The organism is Longimicrobium sp. (assembly GCA_036377595.1).
In the GTDB taxonomy this organism is placed as follows: domain Bacteria; phylum Gemmatimonadota; class Gemmatimonadetes; order Longimicrobiales; family Longimicrobiaceae; genus Longimicrobium.
Genome location: DASUYB010000014.1, coordinates 61,407 through 80,853 on the forward strand (window position 1 = coordinate 61,407; position 19,447 = coordinate 80,853).

At 70.3% G+C, this 19,447-nt stretch carries 18 protein-coding genes; 13 read left to right on the plus strand and 5 right to left on the minus strand.

Annotation, left to right across the window (positions count from 1 at the left end; all coding sequences use genetic code 11):
• Nucleotides 1-20 precede the first annotated feature (20 nt).
• The 9 genes from sufB to VF092_01990 all read left to right on the plus strand — a co-directional run bounded on the left by sufB (nt 21) and on the right by VF092_01990 (nt 11,536).
• A complete protein-coding gene (gene sufB / locus VF092_01950; protein HEX6746048.1) occupies nt 21-1,433 on the plus strand; it encodes a Fe-S cluster assembly protein SufB in 1,413 nt (470 codons plus the stop codon).
• A gap of 126 nt (nt 1,434-1,559) precedes the next feature.
• Complete coding sequence (sufD, locus tag VF092_01955; protein ID HEX6746049.1) at nt 1,560-2,915, plus strand: Fe-S cluster assembly protein SufD; 1,356 nt, start codon at nt 1,560-1,562, stop codon at nt 2,913-2,915.
• Nucleotides 2,916-2,923: 8 nt separating this feature from the next.
• On the plus strand, nt 2,924-3,289 hold the full coding sequence (locus VF092_01960) for a non-heme iron oxygenase ferredoxin subunit (GenBank protein ID HEX6746050.1): 366 nt from the start codon (nt 2,924-2,926) through the stop codon (nt 3,287-3,289).
• Between the two features lie 224 nt (nt 3,290-3,513).
• Nucleotides 3,514-4,782: a cysteine desulfurase gene (locus VF092_01965; GenBank protein ID HEX6746051.1), complete on the plus strand. Its 1,269-nt coding sequence runs from the start codon at nt 3,514-3,516 to the stop codon at nt 4,780-4,782.
• An 84-nt stretch (nt 4,783-4,866) separates the two neighbouring features.
• On the plus strand, nt 4,867-5,310 hold the full coding sequence (locus tag VF092_01970) for an SUF system NifU family Fe-S cluster assembly protein (GenBank protein ID HEX6746052.1): 444 nt from the start codon (nt 4,867-4,869) through the stop codon (nt 5,308-5,310).
• 379 nt (nt 5,311-5,689) lie between these two features.
• Nucleotides 5,690-6,817, plus strand: a complete 1,128-nt coding sequence (locus VF092_01975; protein ID HEX6746053.1) for a PrsW family intramembrane metalloprotease — start codon at nt 5,690-5,692, stop codon at nt 6,815-6,817.
• Nucleotides 6,818-7,284: 467 nt separating this feature from the next.
• Nucleotides 7,285-9,660, plus strand: coding sequence for an FdhF/YdeP family oxidoreductase (locus tag VF092_01980; GenBank protein ID HEX6746054.1), 2,376 nt, complete (start codon nt 7,285-7,287; stop codon nt 9,658-9,660).
• Nucleotides 9,660-10,538, plus strand: a complete 879-nt coding sequence (gene fdhD, locus VF092_01985) for a formate dehydrogenase accessory sulfurtransferase FdhD (GenBank protein ID HEX6746055.1) — start codon at nt 9,660-9,662, stop codon at nt 10,536-10,538. Before VF092_01980 ends, fdhD begins: the two co-directional genes overlap by 1 nt.
• Before the next feature lie 293 nt (nt 10,539-10,831).
• Nucleotides 10,832-11,536 (plus strand): hypothetical protein, encoded by a 705-nt coding sequence (locus VF092_01990; protein HEX6746056.1) that lies wholly within the window; start codon nt 10,832-10,834, stop codon nt 11,534-11,536.
• A gap of 818 nt (nt 11,537-12,354) precedes the next feature.
• Here the strand turns inward: VF092_01990 and VF092_01995 are convergent.
• The 5 genes from VF092_01995 to VF092_02015 all read right to left on the minus strand — a co-directional run bounded on the left by VF092_01995 (nt 12,355) and on the right by VF092_02015 (nt 17,257).
• Nucleotides 12,355-12,531, minus strand: a complete 177-nt coding sequence (locus VF092_01995; GenBank protein HEX6746057.1) for a hypothetical protein — start codon at nt 12,529-12,531, stop codon at nt 12,355-12,357.
• 250 nt (nt 12,532-12,781) lie between these two features.
• Nucleotides 12,782-14,197, minus strand: a complete 1,416-nt coding sequence (locus VF092_02000) for a hypothetical protein (protein ID HEX6746058.1) — start codon at nt 14,195-14,197, stop codon at nt 12,782-12,784.
• Nucleotides 14,194-14,865: an ABC transporter ATP-binding protein gene (locus VF092_02005; protein ID HEX6746059.1), complete on the minus strand. Its 672-nt coding sequence runs from the start codon at nt 14,863-14,865 to the stop codon at nt 14,194-14,196. The genes VF092_02000 and VF092_02005 overlap by 4 nt, the downstream gene beginning before the upstream one ends.
• A gap of 401 nt (nt 14,866-15,266) precedes the next feature.
• A complete protein-coding gene (locus tag VF092_02010) occupies nt 15,267-16,445 on the minus strand; it encodes an FtsX-like permease family protein (protein HEX6746060.1) in 1,179 nt (392 codons plus the stop codon).
• Entirely contained in the window at nt 16,442-17,257 is an 816-nt protein-coding gene (locus VF092_02015) for an FtsX-like permease family protein (GenBank protein HEX6746061.1), read from the minus strand. Before VF092_02015 ends, VF092_02010 begins: the two co-directional genes overlap by 4 nt.
• Nucleotides 17,258-17,523: 266 nt before the next feature.
• Between VF092_02015 and VF092_02020 the strand changes: the two genes are divergently transcribed.
• From VF092_02020 to VF092_02035, 4 genes are all read left to right on the plus strand, one after another.
• Nucleotides 17,524-17,748, plus strand: a complete 225-nt coding sequence (locus VF092_02020) for a DUF433 domain-containing protein (GenBank protein HEX6746062.1) — start codon at nt 17,524-17,526, stop codon at nt 17,746-17,748.
• Nucleotides 17,749-17,777: 29 nt separating this feature from the next.
• Nucleotides 17,778-18,101: a hypothetical protein gene (locus VF092_02025; protein HEX6746063.1), complete on the plus strand. Its 324-nt coding sequence runs from the start codon at nt 17,778-17,780 to the stop codon at nt 18,099-18,101.
• A 134-nt stretch (nt 18,102-18,235) separates the two neighbouring features.
• Entirely contained in the window at nt 18,236-18,901 is a 666-nt protein-coding gene (locus VF092_02030) for a hypothetical protein (protein HEX6746064.1), read from the plus strand.
• A 263-nt stretch (nt 18,902-19,164) separates the two neighbouring features.
• Complete coding sequence (locus tag VF092_02035) at nt 19,165-19,374, plus strand: hypothetical protein (GenBank protein ID HEX6746065.1); 210 nt, start codon at nt 19,165-19,167, stop codon at nt 19,372-19,374.
• Nucleotides 19,375-19,447 lie beyond the last annotated feature (73 nt).

The window sequence follows — 19,447 nt, forward strand, 5'->3', positions numbered from 1 at the left end:
TTTTCACTTGAGGAGGCACGATGCCTTACAACGAGGAAGTCGCCGCACTCGGGCTCGACGAGTACAAGTACGGCTTCAAGGACGAGGTCGACTACGCGTTCAAGAGCCGCAAGGGGCTCGACGAGGAGATCGTCCGCGAGATCTCGGAGCGCAAGGGCGAGCCGAAGTGGATGCTCGACACGCGCCTGAAGGCGCTGAAGCACGCCCAGAAGCGCCCGTGGCCCACCTGGGGCGGCGACCTGGGCGGGCTGAACTTCGACGAGATCTACTTCTACATCCGCCCCTCGGACCGCGGCACCGGGCGCACGTGGGACGAGGTGCCCGACACCATCAAGAACACCTTCGAGCGGCTGGGCATCCCCGACCAGGAGCGCCGCATCCTGGCCGGCGTGGGCGCGCAGTACGAGAGCGAGGTCGTGTACCACTCGCTCAAGGAGGAGTGGGAGAAGCAGGGCGTCATCTTCAAGGGGATGGACGACGGCCTGCGCGACCACGAAGACATCGTGCGCGAGTACTTCGGCTCGGTGGTGCCCTTCCGCGACAACCTGTTCGCGGCGGTGAACACCGCGGTGTGGAGCGGCGGCTCGTTCGTGTACGTGCCCAAGGGGGTGAAGCTCGACATGCCGCTGCAGGCCTACTTCCGCATCAACGCGGAGAGCATGGGCCAGTTCGAGCGGACGATGATCATCGTGGAGGAAGGCGCCCAGGTGCAGTACATCGAGGGGTGCACCGCTCCCTCGTACAGCCAGGACTCGTTCCACTCCGGGGTGATCGAGATCATCGTGAAGGACGGCGCCCGGATGCGCTACACGACCATCCAGAACTGGTCGCACAACGTCTACAACCTGGTGACGCAGCGCGCGCTGGTGGGGCGCGACGGCACCATGGAGTGGGTGGACGGCAACCTGGGGTCGAAGCTCACGATGAAGTACCCGAGCTGCTACCTGAACGGCGAGGGCGCGCGCGGCGAGGTGCTGTCCATCGCCTACGCGGGGCCGGGGCAGCACCAGGACGCCGGCGGCAAGGTGATCCACAACGCGCCGCACACCAGCAGCCGCATCGTCTCCAAGTCCATCTCCAGGGGCTCGGGTCGGTCGAGCTACCGCGGGCTGCTGCAGGTGAACCCGGGCGCCAAGTACGCCCGGAGCAACGTGGAGTGCGACGCGCTGCTGCTGGACGACGAGGCGCGCACCGACACCTATCCGTACATCGAGATCCAGGACGAGCACGCGCAGATCGGCCACGAGGCCACCGTCAGCAAGATCGGCGACGAGCAGCTCTTCTACCTGATGAGCCGCGGCCTGAGCGAAGACGAGGCGGCGACCATGGTGGTGCGCGGCTTCATCGAGCCGATCGCCAAGGAGCTGCCGCTGGAGTACGCCGTGGAGCTGAACCGGCTGATCGAGCTGGAGATGGAAGGATCGGTGGGATGAAAACAGATAGTCCCAAGTCCCAAGTCCTGAGTCCCAAGTTGAAGTTGAGCACTTAGGACTTAGGACTTAGGACCGAGGACTTAGGACTTTCTTTTCTGGACTTTCGATTACGACCGGATTCGAACCGTGACCGATACGACGACCGCCACCGCGCCCGTGGGCGTGTTCACGCGCGACCAGGTGCACATCCTGGGCGCGCGCAAGCTGGAGCCCGACTGGCTGCTCGAGGCGCGGCTGGCCGGGTACGACGCCTTCGCCGCCGCACCGATGCCCAGCCGCGCGGAGGAGGACTGGCGCTACTCGTGGCAGAAGCTGGGGAAGGTGCTGGACTTCGAGGCCTACGCCTTTCCCGAGGAGCGCGGCCCCGTCTCCGCCCGCGAGCAGCTTCCCGCGGCGCTCCAGGCGCTGATGGGCGAGGACCGCGTGGAGGGCGAGGCGCGGCTGGCGCAGGTGGACGCCTCCGTGGTCTGGCGCGAGCTCCCCGACGACCTCGCCGCGCAGGGGGTGGTCGTCACCTCGCTCGAAGCGGCGGTGCGCGAGCACCCCGAGCTGGTGCGGAAGCATCTCGGCACCGCGGTGAAGCCGGAGATCGGCAAGTTCGCGGCGCTGAACGCGGCGTACTGGACGGGCGGACTCTTCGTCTACGTCCCCCGCAACGTGAAGGTGGAGCTGCCGCTGCGCGCCTACCGCTGGATCGGCGACGCGGGCACCGCCGTCCTCGGCCGCACGCTGGTGATCGCCGAGGCGGGCGCCGAGGTGGCCGTGGTCGACGAGCTGGGCTCGGGCGACTTCGGGCGCACCGCGCTGCACGCCGGCGCGGCGGAGATCTTCGCGGACGAGGGCGCCACCGTGGTCTACACCTCCGTCCAGCGCTTCGGGCGCGGCGTGGTGCATCTCCAGACCGACCGCCTCGTCGCGGGGCGCGACGCGAAGATCACCATGCTCTACAGCACCATGGGCGCCGACTTCGCCCGCGTCGACGCGCAGTGCGCCATGCGCGAGCCGGGGAGCCACGTGGACATGCTGGGGATCTACATCGCCCAGGGCGACCAGCACTTCGACCACGAGACGCTGCAGGACCACGTGGCCCCGCACGCCAGCAGCAACCTGCTGTTCAAGGGCGCGCTGGACGACGAGGCGCGGTCCGTCTTCCGCGGGCTGATCCGCGTGCACCCCAGGGCGCAGCGGACCGACGCGTACCAGACCAACCGCAACCTTGTGCTGAGCTCCAAGGCGCGGGCGGACAGTCTCCCCAACCTGGAGATCCAGGCGGACGACGTGCGCTGCTCGCACGCGGCCACGGTGGGCGAGCTGGACGAGGAGGAGGTGTTCTACCTCCGCTCGCGCGGCATCCCCACCACCGAGGCGGTGCGGCTGGTGGTGTTCGGCTTCTTCGCCGAGGTGCTGGACCAGCTGCCGATGGAGGGCGTGCGCCGCGAGCTGCTGGCCACGGTGGAGCGCAAGCTGGCGCGGAAGGGCTGAGCGACGCGGTGGCGTTCGTGAAGGTGGCGCCGCTCTCCGCGCTCCCGGAGGGCGGCGCGCTGGGCGTGGAGGTGGCCGGGCGGCGCATCGCGCTGGCGCGGGTGGACGGCGAGGTGTACGCGTTCGCCGACAACTGCTCGCACCGCGACTTTCCGCTCAGCCACGGCGAGGTGGACGCGGAGGCGCGCACCATCACCTGCGAGTGGCACGGCGCCGCCTTCTGCCTGCGCACCGGCGAGCCCCTCTGCCCGCCCGCCGTCCGCCCCATCGCCGTCTACCCCGCGAAGATCGAGGACGGCGCGGTGTGGGTGGAGATCGGCGACGAGCCCGCGCCGGCGGCTCCGGTGGGCGGGCTGCGGAGTCTGGGAATCTAGGACCGTTCGGTTTGGTCCACCCATCGTCCATCCGATCCTCGACGCGGGGACGGATGCGCGGACCCACGGTGAGTAGCCGCGAGCGAAGCGAGCCTCCGTCCCTCCCCCAGTCGGTTTGGGGGGAGGGACAGGCGCGAAGCGCCAGGGAGAGGGCGCTCGCCGGGCAACTGGCGGAGCCGGCGCATCTCCCGCGCGCCCGACCATCTTCACAGCAGGTCCCGAGCATGACCCTCTCGACGCTCGAAACCGTATCGCCCGCATCGCCCGCGCTGGACGTGGAGCGCATCCGGGCCGACTTCCCGATCCTGCACCAGGAAGTCAACGGCCATCGCCTTGTCTACCTCGACAACGCCGCGTCGACGCAGAAGCCGGCGGCCGTGATCGAGGCCATCGACCGCTTCTACCGCCGCGACAACGCCAACGTCCACCGCGGCATCCACGAGCTCTCGCACCGGGCCACCGAGGCGTACGAGCAGGCGCGCGGCAAGGTGGCCCGCCTCCTCGGCATCGAGGACGAGGGCGAGCTGGTCTGGACGAAGGGGACCACCGAGGGGCTCAACCTCATCGCCTACACCTGGGGGCAGGCCAACCTCCGCGCGGGCGACGAGATCCTCCTCTCCGTCCTCGACCACCACTCCAACCTCGTCCCCTGGCAGCTGCTGGCGCAGAGGACGGGGGCCCGGCTGCGCTTCCTGGACATCGACGAGCAGGGGCGGCTGGACCTCTCCGCGCTCGACGACCTGCTGACCGAGCGCACGCGGCTGGTCTCCATCAACCACATCTCCAACGCGCTGGGGACGATCAACCCCGTGTCGGAGATCGCCGCCCGCGCGCACGCCGTGGGCGCGGTGATGGTGGTGGACGGCGCCCAGTCCGCCCCCCATCTCCCCGTGGACGTGCCCTCGCTGGGATGCGACTTCTACGCGTTCAGCGGCCACAAGATGTGCGGCCCCACGGGGATCGGCGGGCTGTGGGGGCGGCGCGAGCTGCTCGAGGCCATGCCGCCCTTCCACGGCGGCGGCGACATGATCGACCTGGTGGAGCTGGAGCGCTCGACGTACGCGCCGCTGCCGCTGAAGTTCGAAGCAGGGACGCCGCATATCGCGGGCGCCATCGGCCTCGGCGCGGCGGCGGACTACCTGGCGTCCGTCGGCCGCGACGCGATCCTCGCGCACGAGCGGCACCTGATGGCGTACGCGATGGAGCGCTTGGGCGAGATCCCCGAGCTCACCATCCACGGTCCGCGCGACCCGGCGGAGCGCTCGGGGGTGGTCAGCTTCACCCTGGCCGACGTGCACCCGCACGACCTCGCGACGATCCTGGACGGCTACGGGATCGCCATCCGCGCGGGGCACCACTGCTGCCAGCCGCTGATGCGCCGCCTCTGCCTCCCCGCGACCGCGCGCGCGTCGTTCTACCTCTACAGCGGCACCGACGACGTGGACCGCCTGGCCGACGCGCTGCACAAGGCGCGGGAGATGTTCGGCTACTGAGCATCATCTCCACGAGATCGTTAGATTGAGACTGCGCCGGCGCGCCTCCGCGTCCGGCGCAGCTTCGTGGAATGGAGAGCACGAATGAGCCTTCCGCTCGACGCGGTCTACCAGGAAGTCATCCTCAAGCATTACCGCAGCGCCGCGCGCCGTGGCGACATGGACGCGCCCGACGCCGTCGTCACCATGCGCAACCCCACCTGCGGCGACGACATCGTGCTGCAGTTGAAGATGAGCGGCGAGCGCATCGAGGACGTGCGCTTCAAGGGGCAGGGGTGCGCCATCTCGCAGGCGTCGGCGTCGATGATGAGCAACCTGATCGCCGGCAAGACGTTCGCCGAGGCCGAGCCGCTGCTGGCGCGCTTCCGCGAGATGATCCACGGCGACGCCGAGGCCGCGCGCGACAAGACGCTCGGCGAGTTGCGCGCGCTCTCCGGCGTGTCGCGCCTGCCCCGGCGCGTGAAGTGCGCGATGCTGCCGTGGGACGCGCTGGAGGAAGCGCGCAAGCAGGTCGACGCCGCGGAGTGATCTCGCGGAGTGACATCGCCAGAGGAAAGATGGAGGGCCGCATTCCACGCGGGGTGCGGCCCTTCTGCGTTGGGGATGGCCGGGGTGGCCGGGGTAGCTGGGCGAATGAATTCACGGCAACAAGGGCACAAAGTCCCTTCGGGACTGCGGAGCAGGCATCCCGGCGTCTGGACGGACTTCCTCCTGCCGCGAGTCCGCGAAGGCCTTGGGAACTCGCACGAACACCGCGTCCGCAGTCGCGCAGCGACTTTGTGCAGTGGTTGCCGTGAATTTATTCGCTCGGCCACAGCCCCAATCGGCACCCTCCCGCGATGGCGCCGGTTTGCTTATCTTCTTGATCCCCTGAGACTTCCGGAGACCTCCCACCATCCTCCCTCCCATGCCAGACAACAAGTCGATGAAGCGGGCGCTCGCGGCCGCGGCGGTGGCGGTGCTCTGCCTGCTGGGCCTCATCACCCTGCTGATGATCGGCGCGCTCAACACCGGCCTGCCGGGGCTCGTGGCGGGGATGGTGATGGCGGTGCTGCCGGTGCCGTTCTACGTGGCCCTGGCGCTGTGGGTGGACCGCTACGAGAGGGAGCCGCGCTGGATGCTGGCGGCCGCCTTCCTCTGGGGCGCCACCGGGGCGGTGTTCTTCGCCTTCATCTTCAACTCCATCGCCAGCGTCTTCTTCGGAGCGATCGGCGGCGGCAACGCGGCGCAGCTGGGCGGCAGCGTGCTCTCCGCGCCGTTCGTGGAGGAGTTGGCCAAGGCCACGGCGCTCTTCCTCTTCTTCTTCTGGAAGAAGGACGAGTTCGACAACGTCATCGACGGCATCATCTACGCGGCCATGGTGGGGCTGGGCTTCGCGATGACGGAGAACGTCTCCTACTACGGCCAGGCGCTGGCGGCCGACGGGCTGGGCGGCACTTTCTTCGTGCGCGGCGTGCTCGCCCCCTTCTCGCACCCGCTGTTCACGGCGATGACGGGGATCGGCCTCGGCCTGTCGCGCGAGACGCTGCGGCGCGAGCTGAAGACCATCGCCCCGCTCGCCGGGCTGGCGCTGGCGATGGGGCTGCACGCCACCTGGAACCTGTCGGCCAGCTTCGGCGTGGCGTTCCTGTTCGCCTACCTGCTGATCATGGTGCCGGCGTTCTTCGGCCTGCTGGGCGTGGTCCTGTACGCGCAGGCGCGCGAGCGGCGGATCATCCGCGCCAATCTCGTTCCCTACGTGCAGAGCGGCCACGTGTCGCCGGCGGACCTGGAGACGCTGTGCCGCTTCGGCGGGCGGATGAAGGTTCTGATGGCGGCGATGCAGGCGCAGGGCGTGGCCGGGTGGAAGCGCGAGGCGCGGTTCCAGCAGGCCGCGAGCGAGCTGGCGTTCCACCGCTGGCGCACCGAGCGCGGCATCAGCAAGGGGATGCACGAGTACGCCGCCCGCGAGGCCGAGTACCTGCGGATCATCGCCGAGTGCCGCGCGCCGGAGCCGATGGCCGCGCCCCAGTACGGCGGCTGGGCCGGGGCGTAACTACATCGCAGATGGGAGATGGGGAGGCGGCGCGCTGCGGGATTGCGGCGCGCCGCTTCTGCTTTCGTGGGGTGAGCTGGATGTGGGTGATGGAGATGTGGATGTGGAGTATGCGAGTAAACTCGCGGCTACAACCACACACAGTCCGCCTTCGCGGACTTCGCGCGGGACAAGGCGGAGGATCGACGCGCGAACATCGTCGCCGCCCGATGCGCGGGCGCCCGTCGCGCGCACCGGAATCGCGGCCGTGCCGATGCCGGTAGTCCGCGAAGGCGGACTTCGTGTTGTTGTAGCCGCGACTTCAGTCGCATACTCCTCCCCCCCGCGGGCTTCGCACCCTCCTTCCTCCGCATCCTTCCGCATCCTTCCGCATCCTTCCGTCCCGCCCGGCCCTCCTCTTGCCCCTCCGCCCCACCCGAAGCACCTTTCGTCCAAAGCTTTACATCCATTCCCCGAGCGTGCGCCCGATGTCCAGGCCAGCCTCGTCCGACCCCGCGCCGCCGTTCGTGCGCCCTGCCGACAAGCCGGCGGGCGGCATCGCGTCGGTCGTCAGCAGCGTCCGCCAGCTCGCACGCGAGAAGTCGCTCGTGCAGGGGGCGAAGGCGCTCCGGGTCGTGAACCAGTACGAGGGGTTCGACTGCCCCGGGTGTGCGTGGCCCGAGCCCAGGGAGCACCGCTCGGTCTTCGAGTTCTGCGAGAACGGCGCGAAGGCCGTCGCCGCCGAAACGACGTCGCGCCGCGCCGATCCCGACTTCTTCGCCGCGCACACGGTGGACGAGTTGCTGGCGCAGAGCGACTACTGGCTGGAGCAGCAGGGCCGCCTCTCGCACCCGATGATCCGCCGCGCGGGGAGCGACCGCTTCGAGCCGATCGGCTGGGACGAGGCGTTCGCGCGCGCGGGCGAGGTGCTGCGCGGCCTCGCATCTCCCGACCAGGCGGCGTTCTACACCTCGGGGCGCACCAGCAACGAGGCCGCGTTCCTGTACCAGCTGTTCGGGCGGATGTACGGGACGAACAACTTTCCCGACTGCTCCAACCTCTGCCACGAGAGCAGCGGCGTCGGCCTCAGGAAGACGCTCGGCGTGGGGAAGGGGACGGTGCAGCTGGCCGACTTCGAGAAGGCTGACGCCATCTTCGTCATCGGCCAGAACCCGGGGACCAACCACCCGCGCATGCTCAGCGCGCTGCAGTCGGCGCGGCGGCGTGGGGCGGAGATCGTGGCCATCAACCCTCTGCGCGAGCGCGGGCTGGAGGAGTTCATCCACCCGCAGGACGTCGGGTCGGCCCTCGTCGGGCACGGGACGAAAATGACCACGCTGTACCTGCAGCCCCTCCCCGGCAGCGACGTGGCGGTGCTGAAGGGGATCATGAAGTGGGTGCTGGAGGCGGAGAAGAACGCGCCCGGCCGCGTGGTGGACCACGGCTTCATCCGCGCGCACGCGACGGGGTTCGAGGAGCTGGTCGCCGACCTCGGGGCCACGCCGTGGCTGGCGATCGAGGAGCAGACCGGGCTCACGCGCGCGCAACTCAAGGCCGCGGCGGACATCTACATCCGCTCGCGCGCGACCATCGTCACCTGGGCGATGGGGCTCACGCAGCACGACAACGCGGTCGACAACATCGTCTCCATCTCCAACCTGCTGCTGCTGCGCGGCAACGTGGGCCGCCCGGGCGCCGGCGCCGCGCCCATCCGCGGCCACAGCAACGTGCAGGGCGACCGCACCGTGGGGATCGACCACGCGCCGGGCGCGCCGCTGCTGGACGCCCTGGAGCGCGTGTTCGGCTTCGCGCCGCCGCGGCGGCACGGGCTGGACGTGGTCGAGACGATCCGCGCGATGGACGCGGGGCGGATCCGCTTCTTCATGGCGATGGGCGGCAACTTCTTCTCCGCGTCGCCGGACCATGGGCTGCTGGAGCGGGCGATGCGCACGCCCGACCTCTCCGTCTACGTCCTCACCCGCCTCAATCGATCCGCGCTCGTCCACGGCCGCGAGGCGATGATCTGGCCCTGCCTGGGCCGCACCGAGCGCGACCTGCAGGCCTCGGGGCCGCAGTTCGTCACCGTCGAGGACTCGATGTCCATCGTCCACGCCTCGCGCGGATCGAACAAGCCCGCATCTCCTCATCTCAAGAGCGAGCCGGCGACCGTCGCGGGGCTGGCGAAGGCGGCGCTGCGCGATTCGTCCGTCGACTGGGACGCGCTGGTGGCCGATTACGACCGCATCCGCGACCTGGTCGAGCAGACCATCCCCGGCTTCGAGGACTACAACCGGCGCGTGCGCGAGCCGGGCGGCTTCGTGCTGCGCAACACCGCCGCGCACCGCGAGTGGAAGACGGCCAGCGGCCGCGCCGAGCTCACCGTCGTCCCCACGCCCGACATCCGGCTGCGCGAGGACGAGCTGCGGCTGTTCACCATCCGCTCGCACGACCAGTTCAACACCACCATCTACGGGCTTGACGACCGCTACCGCGGGATCAAGGGCGCGCGGCGCGTGGTGCTGATGCACGCGGCGGACATGGCCGAGCGCGGCATCCGCGCCGGCAACGAGGTGGACGTGCGCTCGCACTGGACGGACGGCGTGGAGCGCATCGCGCCGCGCTTCAAGGCCGTCGCGTACGACCTGCCGCGCGGCAGCTGCGCCGCGTACTTCCCCGAGGCCAACGTGCTGATCCCGCTGGGAAAGACGGCGAAGACCAGCAACCAGCCGTCGGCGAAGCTCATCCCCGTCACCGTCGCCCCCGCGACCAGCCCCGTGCGCGTGGAGGGGAAGGACGAGCGGGTGGTGGAGATGGAGATGCCGTCCGCGCCCGCGCCGGCCGAGCGGGCGACCGCGGGGGTGTGATGCGGAAGGCGAGCACCGTCCGCCGCCGCGTGGAGCGCATCGCCGTCGAGGCCGACGGCGCCGCCCGCCGCGCGCGCACGGACGTGCTGGCGACGGAGGAGCCGCTGGAGATCCGCGTGGCGGTGGCGGACGAGCTGCGCGGCGGCGCGCGGCTGGACGACGCGGGCGCGCCCGTCTCGGTGACGATGCGGACGCCGGGCGCGGACTTCGAGCTCGCGGCGGGCTTCCTGTTCACCGAGGGGGTGATCTCCTCCGCGGACGAGATCGCGTCCATCCGTTACTGCACGGAGGACGAGCAGAAGTACAACGTGGTCAGCGTCGTCCTCGCGGCGGGGACGCGGTTCGATCTTCAGAACCTCCAGCGCAACTTCTATCAGACATCCAGCTGCGGCGTCTGCGGCAAGGCGTCGATCGAGGCGGTGCTGGGGCCCGCCTGCGCGCGGATCACGAGCGACGTTTCCATCACCCCGGAAGTCCTCGTCGGGCTCCCCGAGAAGCTGCGGGCGGCGCAGGCGGTGTTCGAGCGCACCGGCGGCCTGCACGCGGCGGGGCTTTTCACCGCGGATGGCGAGCTGGTGCGTGCGCGCGAGGACGTGGGCCGGCACAACGCGATGGACAAGCTGATCGGCGCGTCGCTGCTGGAACGCGAGCTCCCGTGGGGGGATCGTATCGTCGTCGTCAGCGGGCGGTTGAGCTTCGAGCTGGTGCAGAAGGCGGCCCGCGCCGGCGCGGCGGTGCTGGCGGGCGTCTCCGCGCCGTCGAGCCTGGCGGTGGAGCTGGCGGAGGAGGCCGGCGTCACCCTCTGCGGCTTCGTGCGCGGCCGCACCTTCAACGTCTACGCGCACGGCGCGCGCATCGCCGCCGGCGTCCACACCTGACGGAATCTCCCGTGCTCGTTCCTGATCTCCTTGATCCACATCGCTGTCATCCTGAGGGAGGCACCGCGCCTGAATCGCCTCGGCACCATGGCTTGGTGCCGACCGAAGGATCTACTCGCCGCCACGAAGATGCTTGCCCGGACGACGGATCTCGGGTTGGGGAGATTAGATCCTTCGGGCGCGACGAACGCCGGCTTGGTCGAAAGTTCGGTGACTCGCGCCCTCAGGATGACAATCGTGGAGTGCTCGCGAGTTTGGCCGTCGCCCACACTCCCGCGGTGCCGCGGGTTGGGATGTACCGTCTCGCCAAGGTGGCCTGTGGGGCGATGACGATCGCGGCGGCGATGCTGGCCGCGGCGTGCGGCGACAAGGGCGGCGAGCTGCGCGAGGCGACGGAGCGGCGGCGCGCGGAGGTGGCCATCGCGGAGAGCGCGGGCGCGGCCGGCGCGGCGGACACATCGGCGCAGGACACCGGCTACGCGCTCCCCGCCTTCGTCGGCGACACGGCGAAGGCGGCCGCCGCGCGCGCCGACACCGCCGCGAAGGCCGCAGCGCCGGACGGCGAATGGACGTCGGCGACGCGCGACAAGCGGCGCGGCGGCGTGGTGGGGATCGTGCGCGGGCTGCGGGTGGCGCGGCAGGACGGGTTCGACCGGCTGGTGCTGGACTTCGGCGACGGGCCGCTCCCCGGGTGGCACGTGGAGTACGTCGACAGCCCCGTGCGCCAGTGTGGCTCGGGGCAGGTGAAGCAGGTGGCCGGACAGGCGTGGCTGCTGGTGCGCCTCCGCACCGCGCAGGCGCACGACGACCTGGGCGCCCCCACCGTCCGCCAGCGCGACATCCCGCTCGGCCTACCGGTGATGCGCCAGCTGGCCCTGACCTGCGACTTCGAGGGCGACGTGGAGGTGGTCCTCGGCCTCGCATCGCCCAACCCGTATCGGGTGATGGAGCTGGCGGGGCCGAACCGGCTGGTGGTGGACGTGCGTCAGCAGCCATGATCGCGATACTTAAGCAAACACTTAATTATCATCTCGAGATCGGAGGGGTGATACCGGGTCGAGAGATCGACGTGCATTCCGCGCCGCCACGGGCATCATCCCGAGCCTCCACCCCGGGAGCGCGATCCGAGATCGCCAACTGCGTCATCGGGGGAGTCGGGTGCGGGGCGAGCGCACATCCGTTCCGCCGCCCCCTTCCCGGACAGGCACTTCGGCCTGGCTCCTCCCCCTCTTTCGTCCAGCCCGACGTGTCGGAAATTTCCGACACGTCGATTCGGCTGGCCGCTCCCCACCCGACGTCCCTGCCACACCGGGATTCGCGTCGTCGCAGACGAGATCCGCGCAGCGGGCGCGTGGGGGGCCAGGGTCACGCACCGTGGCTTGCTCGCGCGCCATCATCCCCCGATGACGCAGTTGACAGAGCCTGAGCCCACGCCGGAGCCGCGGGAACGGGATGAGCTGCGCGCCGGAGCCACGGTTGGTTTTCGGAAGATGGTGTGAGACTGGCTGCCACACTCAGTGCATATCGGTCACGCGAATCTTCAATCGCGCTGACGCCGGGCGGCACCCGGAATCCATCGCATGCGTTCGGGCGACAGGCGGCCTGCGGCTCGGAGGCTGGCCACAGATTCCTCAGGCGCCACGGCATTGGAATGAGGGAAAGGGCAGCACAGCGCCTTCGGAATGACATTCTTTCCGCCGGTGTGCAGCGGAGATCCAGTATGACGCCGCGGGGTGTGCAGATCGCCTACATCCGCGCAAAACGAAGCCGCCCGGCGACTGGGTCGCCGGGCGGCTTCGTTCAAGTCTCCAGAGCCCTAGTGCTCCAGGAGCATGGGGGCGTACCGCCGGTGGAACGCGGGCGCAAGGCGGAGGCAGAACTCCTCCTGCGTGCCGCCACGAGCCATGTATCGCCGCATCAGCGCGCACTGCAGCGCCGTGTACGCCGCGAACCGCGTGGGGTACTCCTCCATGAAACGACGTGCCAGTTCCATCGGGCGGGTCTCCTTTCCGGGCGCCCCTGTCATCTCGCGCCCCACTCTCTATTACGGCATCCGGCATGCCGGAGTTGCATAACCTGGAAACGCGCGCCAACGCTGTATTCTTACACCCCACCGCCCTCCGCCGGCGGGCAACCCTGTACCATCGCGGCGACACGTTCCGTTACACCGGGGCGTCGGCGCCCCAGCATCACCGTCCACGAGATTGGATGGACCGGGGGGAGGATTTCGCGGGACGTCGTGGTCAATCCACGTACGTCTCAAAAAATCCGGGGAGGCGGCCGATCTCGCGGCCGTTTTCCTCGACCGTCGCGACGCCGCGCATCTGGATGAACCAGCGGCGGCGGGGGCGATGCTGGTCCGTCGCGTGCGCGACGGCGACGTCCACCGTCACGCGGAAGGCGCGGCGGCGGTCCTCGAAGCGGAAGCGGCGCGGGACGCGAATGGTGCCGTCCTCCACCGCCTTCGGCACCATCTCCATGAACTCGATCGGGCCGGGGCGATACACGCCGCGCACGCCGCGCCCGTCGACGAGATACGCGAACACCCCTTCCGTCGCGGTCGAATCCCCCCGCACGCCGCCGTAGAGGAGCGAGACGGCGCTGTCCGACGCCGATCCCCACTCCCAGCTCACCTCGCGCCACACGCCCCAGTTGTGGTCGTGGTACGCCTGCGCGCCGCGCACCTCCTCGCACCGCGGCAGACAGACGGTGCCGTCCGCGCGCGCGAAGAGTGCCGGCGCCACGTAGCCGCTGATCAGCGTGCTCCCGCCGATGTCCGTGGGCGGGAAGTAGCGCCGTGGCGCGGGGGTGACGCGGAGCCGCACCCGCGCGCCGCCCGCCGCCGCATCGACGTCGTACGCGCCGCCGGCCAGCCGCACCGCGCCGATGAGGCCCAGCGCCAGCTCCGGCGACAGTGTGTCGAGCCGCACCTCCGCGTCGCGCACCTCGCCGCGCAGCGACCGGTGCTCGCCGCCGGGCTCGCGCACGGTCATCAGCACGCCGCCGCCCCACCTCCCCGGCACGCCGACCCGTCCGCCGACGGAGAGGGTGAGGTAGAGCCACCGGCCGTCGCCCAGCACCACGTTGAAGTAGTGCCACTCGGCCCAGGTGGAATCGACCGCCGCGCCGCGCGGCCGGTGGAAGTGGTCGATCTCGCGCAGCACCTCGTCCGGCGACGGCGCGACCCAGCGGCGGTCCGCGTCCGAGTCGTCCCACCTCCCCGCGAGCAGGGCGGGCGGGGCGCCGGCCGCGCGGGCGCGCGAGGGGATCTCGCCGGTGGCGATGACCTTCCAGGTGCGCCCGCGCGCGGACACCTCCACCTGCGCGCCGTCGATGATGGGGCTGGCCGCGGCGAACCCGTGCTCCTCCCGCGCGCGGGGCGATTCCAGCAGGTTGCGGTGGATGAAGCGCGCGTGGTCGATCCCCACGAACAGCGAGCCGGTGCCGCCCGACCTCAGCATCTCCGTGCTGACGCCGGCGGGGACGAGGGTCACGTCGCCGCCGCCGAGCAGCTCCTTGTCGCGCGCCTGCGTCAGCATCGCCTCGCCGACGGCCAGGAGCACGACCATCACCGCCACCCCCAGCGCGTAACCGGCCAACAGGAAGGCGGCGCGGCCCGGGCGGTTGCGGATCTCGGCGGCGGCCAGGCGCAGGATCATCGGCCGTCGCCCACGATCAGCCCGTCGGCCATCTCCACCACGCGGCGCGCGCGGCCGGCCACGTGCGCGTCGTGCGTCACGATCACCATCGTGGTGCCGTCCGCGTTCAGCCGCTCGAACAGGGCGATGATCTCCTCGCCTGTGCGCCGGTCCAGCTCGCCCGTCGGCTCGTCGGCGAAGAGCACCTCGGGGCGGTTGGCCAGCGCGCGGGCGATGGCCACGCGCTGCTGCTCGCCGCCGGACAGGTGCGGCGGGCGATGGCCGGCGCGGGGACCCAGGCCGACGTACTCCAGCAGCTCGCGCGAGCGGCGGCGGCGCTCGTCCTTCGGCACGCCCGCCTCGGCCATCGGCAACTCGACGTTCTCCGCGGCGGTGAGGACGGCCAGGAGATGGAAGCGCTGGAAGATGAAGCCCAAGCGGCGCAGACGGAGCGCCGAGCGCTCGCCTTCGCCCAGCGCGTACAGGTCGCGGTCCAGCAGGGTGACGCGGCCGGAGGTGGGGGGATCTATCCCCGCGAGCACGTTCAGCAGCGAGCTCTTCCCGCAGCCGGACGGCCCTACGACGGCCACCATCTCCCCGCGCGCCACGTCCAGCGACACGCCGCGCAGCGCGTGCACGGCATCGCCCTGGTAGGGATACTCCTTGGTGACGTCGCGCGCTGCGATCACGCGGCCATGCGAACGATCTTCAGGCATCGGTTCCGATCGACTGAAATCTGCCCCGCCCCGGCGCGGAGGCCCTCTCCCCCCGGCCCCCTCCCCCAAAACCGACTGGGGGAGGGGGAGACCTCAGCGCGGCGAGAATGTTCGGTGTGGGCAGGCGAATCCCCGTGCGGCCGCCAGCTGGCCCCCTCCCCCCGACCCCCTCCCCCGCTTCGCAGGGGCGGGGGAGAACGCAGCGCGGGACGATGCACCGGTGGCGACGGGTAGGTTCCGCCGCGCTGAGTAGCCGCGAGCGAAGCGAGCCCAGGTCCCTCCCCCAGTCGGTTTTGGGGGAGGGACAGGCGCGAAGCGCCAGGGAGAGGGCGGGAAGGGTGGCGTTTCGCACCCTCGACGTGCAGGCGCGGCCCTCACTCCGCCTCTTCCCGCAGCGCCTGCCCCAGCTGCGCTCGCACCGCGCTCAGGCCGGGGATGCACCCCGCCAGCGCGCCGATGGCGATCACGATCCCCATCGCCAGCGCCACGCGGCGCGGCTCCCAGGCGAAGAAGGTCATCCGCGCGGGGATGCCGGGAAAGCCGAGGAGGATACGGTCCAGCCGCCCCGCCATCCACAGCCCCAGCGGCAGCCCCGCCACGCACCCGATCCCCGCCAGCGCCAGGCCCTCGACGACCACCGCCAGCAGCACGCGCCGCCCGCGCACCCCGATCGCGCGCAGCGTGGCGATCTCGCCGAAGCGCTCGCGCACGCCGATGGTGATGATCGTGGCCACCAGCAGCGCGGTCACCACCATCGCCACGCTGCCCAGGATGGTGGCCAGCTGCCGGAAGTAGAGCAGGCGCTTGTCCATCTCCGCCATCAGCTCGCGCGTGGAGTACGCCGACACCTCCGGCACCGCGGCGGTGATGCGCCGGGAGACGTCGTCGTCGTCCACCCCCTCCTCCGTCGCCACGCCGAAGAGCGAGACCTCGCCCGCGCGGCCGGTCGCCGCCTGCGCGTCGGCCAGCGTCAGCGCCAGCGAGTGCTCGCCCGCGTAGTCGTACAGGAAGTCGCCCACGCCGCTCACCCGGTATGTCCGCGTGGCCCGCGCGCGGCCCAGCGTCACGTCCAGCTCGCCCGCCAGCGCCAGCTCGTCGCCCGGCTTCACCCGCCGGTCGCGGGCGAGGGGGACGGAGACGACGACCTCGCCGCGCCGCGGCTGGCGGCCCTCCGTCAGGCGGTACAGGAACTCGGCGCGCGGGTCGATGCCGACGGTGAACACCGGCTCGCCCGCGCTGTCGCCGCGCACGATGCGGAACTGCGCGCCCAGCACCGGGGCCACCGCGCGCACCCCCGGCACCGCCGCCATCCGCCGCGCCACCGCCATCCCGTCCTCGATCCCCGCCTCGCTGTCGAAGGGCAGGATCCCCTTCGGCGTCACCCGCAGCGAGTAGCCGCTGACGCCCAGCAGCTCGCCGAAGCTCACCGTCAGCCCGCTGGCCAGCATCGTCATGTCCAGCAGCAGCGCGGCGGACACGGCGATCCCCGCCAGCGCCAGCAGCGTGCGCCCGCGGCGGCGGAAGAGCGACTTCAGGAACGCGGAGACGATCACCGCTCCCCCAGCTTCTGCGGAGGGACGGAGACCACGCGCCACGCCGCCAGCGCGCCCGCACCCACGCCGAGCGCGAGTCCGAGCAGCGCGGCCAGCCAGACGATGCGCGGCGTCACAAGCGCGAACCGCAGCGTGGTGTCGTAGACGCGGGCATAGTGCGCGTTCACGATCCGCGCGGCGACGAGCCCCAGCCCCGCCCCCGCCGCGCTTCCCGCGACGGCGATCGCCACGGCCTCGACCACGATGGCGCGGAAGACGGTGGAGCGGCTGACGCCGATCAGCCGCAGCACGGCCATGTCGCGCCGCCGCTCGTCCACGCGGATGATCATCACGCAGAGCAGGAAGATGGCGCTGGCCAGGATGGTGACGATGCCGATGGCGTCGTGGAAGCGGGAGACGACGCGGAAGGTGGCGCTGGTCTGATTGGCCAGCGCCGCGCTGGGGATGGCGCGCGTGCCGAACGCCACTCCCTCGATCCACCGCGCCGCCGAGTCCGCCGCCGCCCCGCGCCGCAGCGCGATGGCGAAGCGGTCCACCCGGTCCGGCTTCTCCAGAACTATTTGGAGATCGGGGAGATGGAAGCGCAGCTCGTACTCGTTGCGCGCAATGCGGTTGGGGTCCGCCTCGCGCTCGAAGACGCCGGCGACGACGAACGCCCGCGCCGCGCCGCGCCCGGCGAGCGCCTTCACGCGCACGGTGTCGCCCACGCGCAGCGGCACCGCCTCCGCCAGCCGCCGCTCGATCAACACCCCCGGCACCGGCGGCGTCGGTTGCTGCCCCAGCGCGGCGGCGAGCGCGAGCGCCGCGATCATCGAATCACCCTCCGTTCATGCATGTCGGGAATCTATCTTGGACAAACCCTGTACGCCACCCATGGTACGCCCGCATTCCGTCGGGCGCCTGAAGGTGCGGCTACAGGAGATGGGAAGCCTCGCAAACTGCGCGAGGCTGCGCCAGCCGCGCCATCTGCGCAATGCGCAGTCCTCGTCGCACAACACGGGTTCCCACCTTGGTTGGACGAAGTGTTGCAGCTATGTTCGAGGCGGAGGCCGAGTGTCCCTGAGCCGGGAGGAGAACGATGCCAGAAACGCCGGTCGTACACAGTCATCCTGAAATCATGAGCGGAACGCCTGTGTTCGTGGGTACGCGCGTTCCGGTGCAAGCGCTCCTGGACTACCTTGAGGAAGGCGACACGATCGACAACTTCCTCGACGGATTTCCAAGCGTAACTCGCGAGCAGGCCGTGGCCTTCCTCGAGCAAGCCACCAAGGCGCTTCTCTCCAGCCTCCCTCGTGCCGCTTGAGCGCGGAACAACCAGATCGACCGCGCCGGGTGCTGCTGGACGAAAACGTGCACCGGAAGCTCGCGCGAGAGTTGCCCGGCCACACCGTCAGCACGGTTGCCGCGGAGGGCTGGCGCTCGGTTCTCAACGGGGAACTGCTGCGGCGCGCTGAGGCAGCCGGCTTCGACGTCTTCGTCACCGCGGACCGCAATCTTGAATACCAACAAAGCCTTTCCGGTCGGTCATTCGGAACGGTCGTCCTGTTTCCCTTCCGTCTGAAGCTCGAGTATCTGCTGCCCCTCGTTCCCGCTCTTCGCGAAGCGGTTGTGAGCGTCACACCCGGGCAGGTTCTTCACGTTCGTCCTCCCTCCTGAGAATGCCGCCCCTGATGATCCGCGTTTTACGGACAGTCGCACTTGCATGCGCTTTCCTCGTCGCGGATCGCGTCCACGGGCAGTCCGCGGCACCCGTGCGTCTCCGGCTCGTCGTGCAGAGGCGGATCGACGAGATGACGACGCCGCAGACGTTCGGGCTCACGGGCGCGAACAAGCCGAACGGGCGCATGTACCGTCTCCGCGAGTCCATCCCCGGCAAGCTGCCGGAGCACGTGGCGCGCGAGGATGGCGGGCTGCGGCTCTCCATCGCCGATGCGGCGGCGGACGGGTGGCTGGCATTCTACCGCTCGCCGCCGGGCGTGGACGAGCCGCGCAACTCGCGCTTCGCCGCCGTGCTTTACGGCGCCGGCGGCGAGCGGCGCTGGACGGTGGCGCTGAACGAGCTGATGTCGCGGCCGGACCGGCTGGAGATCACCGACGTGCGGTACGCGGGCGGGCGGCTGTACTTCAACGAAAGCTGCCAGAGCTACTCGCGCGAGGCGGGCGGGCGCTGCTCGTCGCTCGTCCGCGTCGATCCCGTCGCCAGGCGGGTCGACTGGCGCACGCCGCCGCTCGTCTCCAACGGCATCTTCATCCTCCACGGCCCGTGGGTGATCACCGGCTACGGCTTCACGGCCGAGCCCGATTCCGTCTTCGTGATCGACCGCGAGACGGGCCGCATCCTCGACCGCACCCGCGTCGACACAGCGCCCGAGTATCTGGAAGTGAAGGATGGGCGCCTGTACGTGATGACGTCGCGCAATCTCTACGTGTTCGAGATCGTGCAGGGACGCCGGTAAGGCGAGAGATCGAGGAATGATCGGGCGGCGAACAATCACTGTTCGCCGCCTTTCCGCGCGGAGATCCATCGTCCATGGACCACATTTTGCGTCTAAACATTCTGCTGAAATGCGATCCACGGCGTCTCGTTCACAACTCACGCGTCCTCGGATGCGTATTTCCGAACATCACAGGCCCATGCGTGATCGCCCAGCGCTCCTCTCGACCAGCCACCGGGACCGCACCCGATACCAATCTCCGTTCAACTTCTCCGGAGGACCGTATGAAGAAGCTCAACCTGAACCTCGAGACGCTGGTCGTGGAAAGCTTCGGGACGGACGCGGGGGCCGAGAAGCGGGGGACCGTGCGGGCGAACTCCTGCACGGAGCAGTACGGCACCTACTGCGGCACGTGCTACGAGAATACCTGCGTGACGTGCGTCAACACGTGCCAGAACTCCGGCTGCACCCGCAACGTGCCCTGCTGGGAGTGAGCCGCACGCGGTCCGGGCGCTCGGCCCGGTAGTTCGTTTCCGCTCTCCGGGTGCGGTCCCGGCCGGCGGACAC

Excerpts from the sequence above, each read along its gene's own strand:
- VF092_02000 (HEX6746058.1), bottom strand. The coding sequence starts at position 14,197 with ATGATCCTGCGCCTGGCCGCCGCCGAGATCCGCAACCGCCCGGGCCGC.
- VF092_01990 (HEX6746056.1), top strand. The coding sequence starts at position 10,832 with ATGTACCGTCTCGCCAAGGTGGCCTGTGGGGCGATGACGATCGCGGCG.
- VF092_02020 (HEX6746062.1), top strand. The coding sequence starts at position 17,524 with ATGCCAGAAACGCCGGTCGTACACAGTCATCCTGAAATCATGAGCGGA.
- VF092_02035 (HEX6746065.1), top strand. The coding sequence starts at position 19,165 with ATGAAGAAGCTCAACCTGAACCTCGAGACGCTGGTCGTGGAAAGCTTC.
- fdhD (HEX6746055.1), top strand. The coding sequence starts at position 9,660 with ATGCGGAAGGCGAGCACCGTCCGCCGCCGCGTGGAGCGCATCGCCGTC.
- VF092_01970 (HEX6746052.1), top strand. The coding sequence starts at position 4,867 with ATGAGCCTTCCGCTCGACGCGGTCTACCAGGAAGTCATCCTCAAGCAT.
- VF092_01965 (HEX6746051.1), top strand. The coding sequence starts at position 3,514 with ATGACCCTCTCGACGCTCGAAACCGTATCGCCCGCATCGCCCGCGCTG.
- VF092_01975 (HEX6746053.1), top strand. The coding sequence starts at position 5,690 with ATGCCAGACAACAAGTCGATGAAGCGGGCGCTCGCGGCCGCGGCGGTG.
- VF092_01995 (HEX6746057.1), bottom strand. The coding sequence starts at position 12,531 with ATGGAACTGGCACGTCGTTTCATGGAGGAGTACCCCACGCGGTTCGCG.
- VF092_01980 (HEX6746054.1), top strand. The coding sequence starts at position 7,285 with ATGTCCAGGCCAGCCTCGTCCGACCCCGCGCCGCCGTTCGTGCGCCCT.
- VF092_02030 (HEX6746064.1), top strand. The coding sequence starts at position 18,236 with ATGACGACGCCGCAGACGTTCGGGCTCACGGGCGCGAACAAGCCGAAC.
- sufB (HEX6746048.1), top strand. The coding sequence starts at position 21 with ATGCCTTACAACGAGGAAGTCGCCGCACTCGGGCTCGACGAGTACAAG.
- VF092_02015 (HEX6746061.1), bottom strand. The coding sequence starts at position 17,257 with ATGATCGCGGCGCTCGCGCTCGCCGCCGCGCTGGGGCAGCAACCGACG.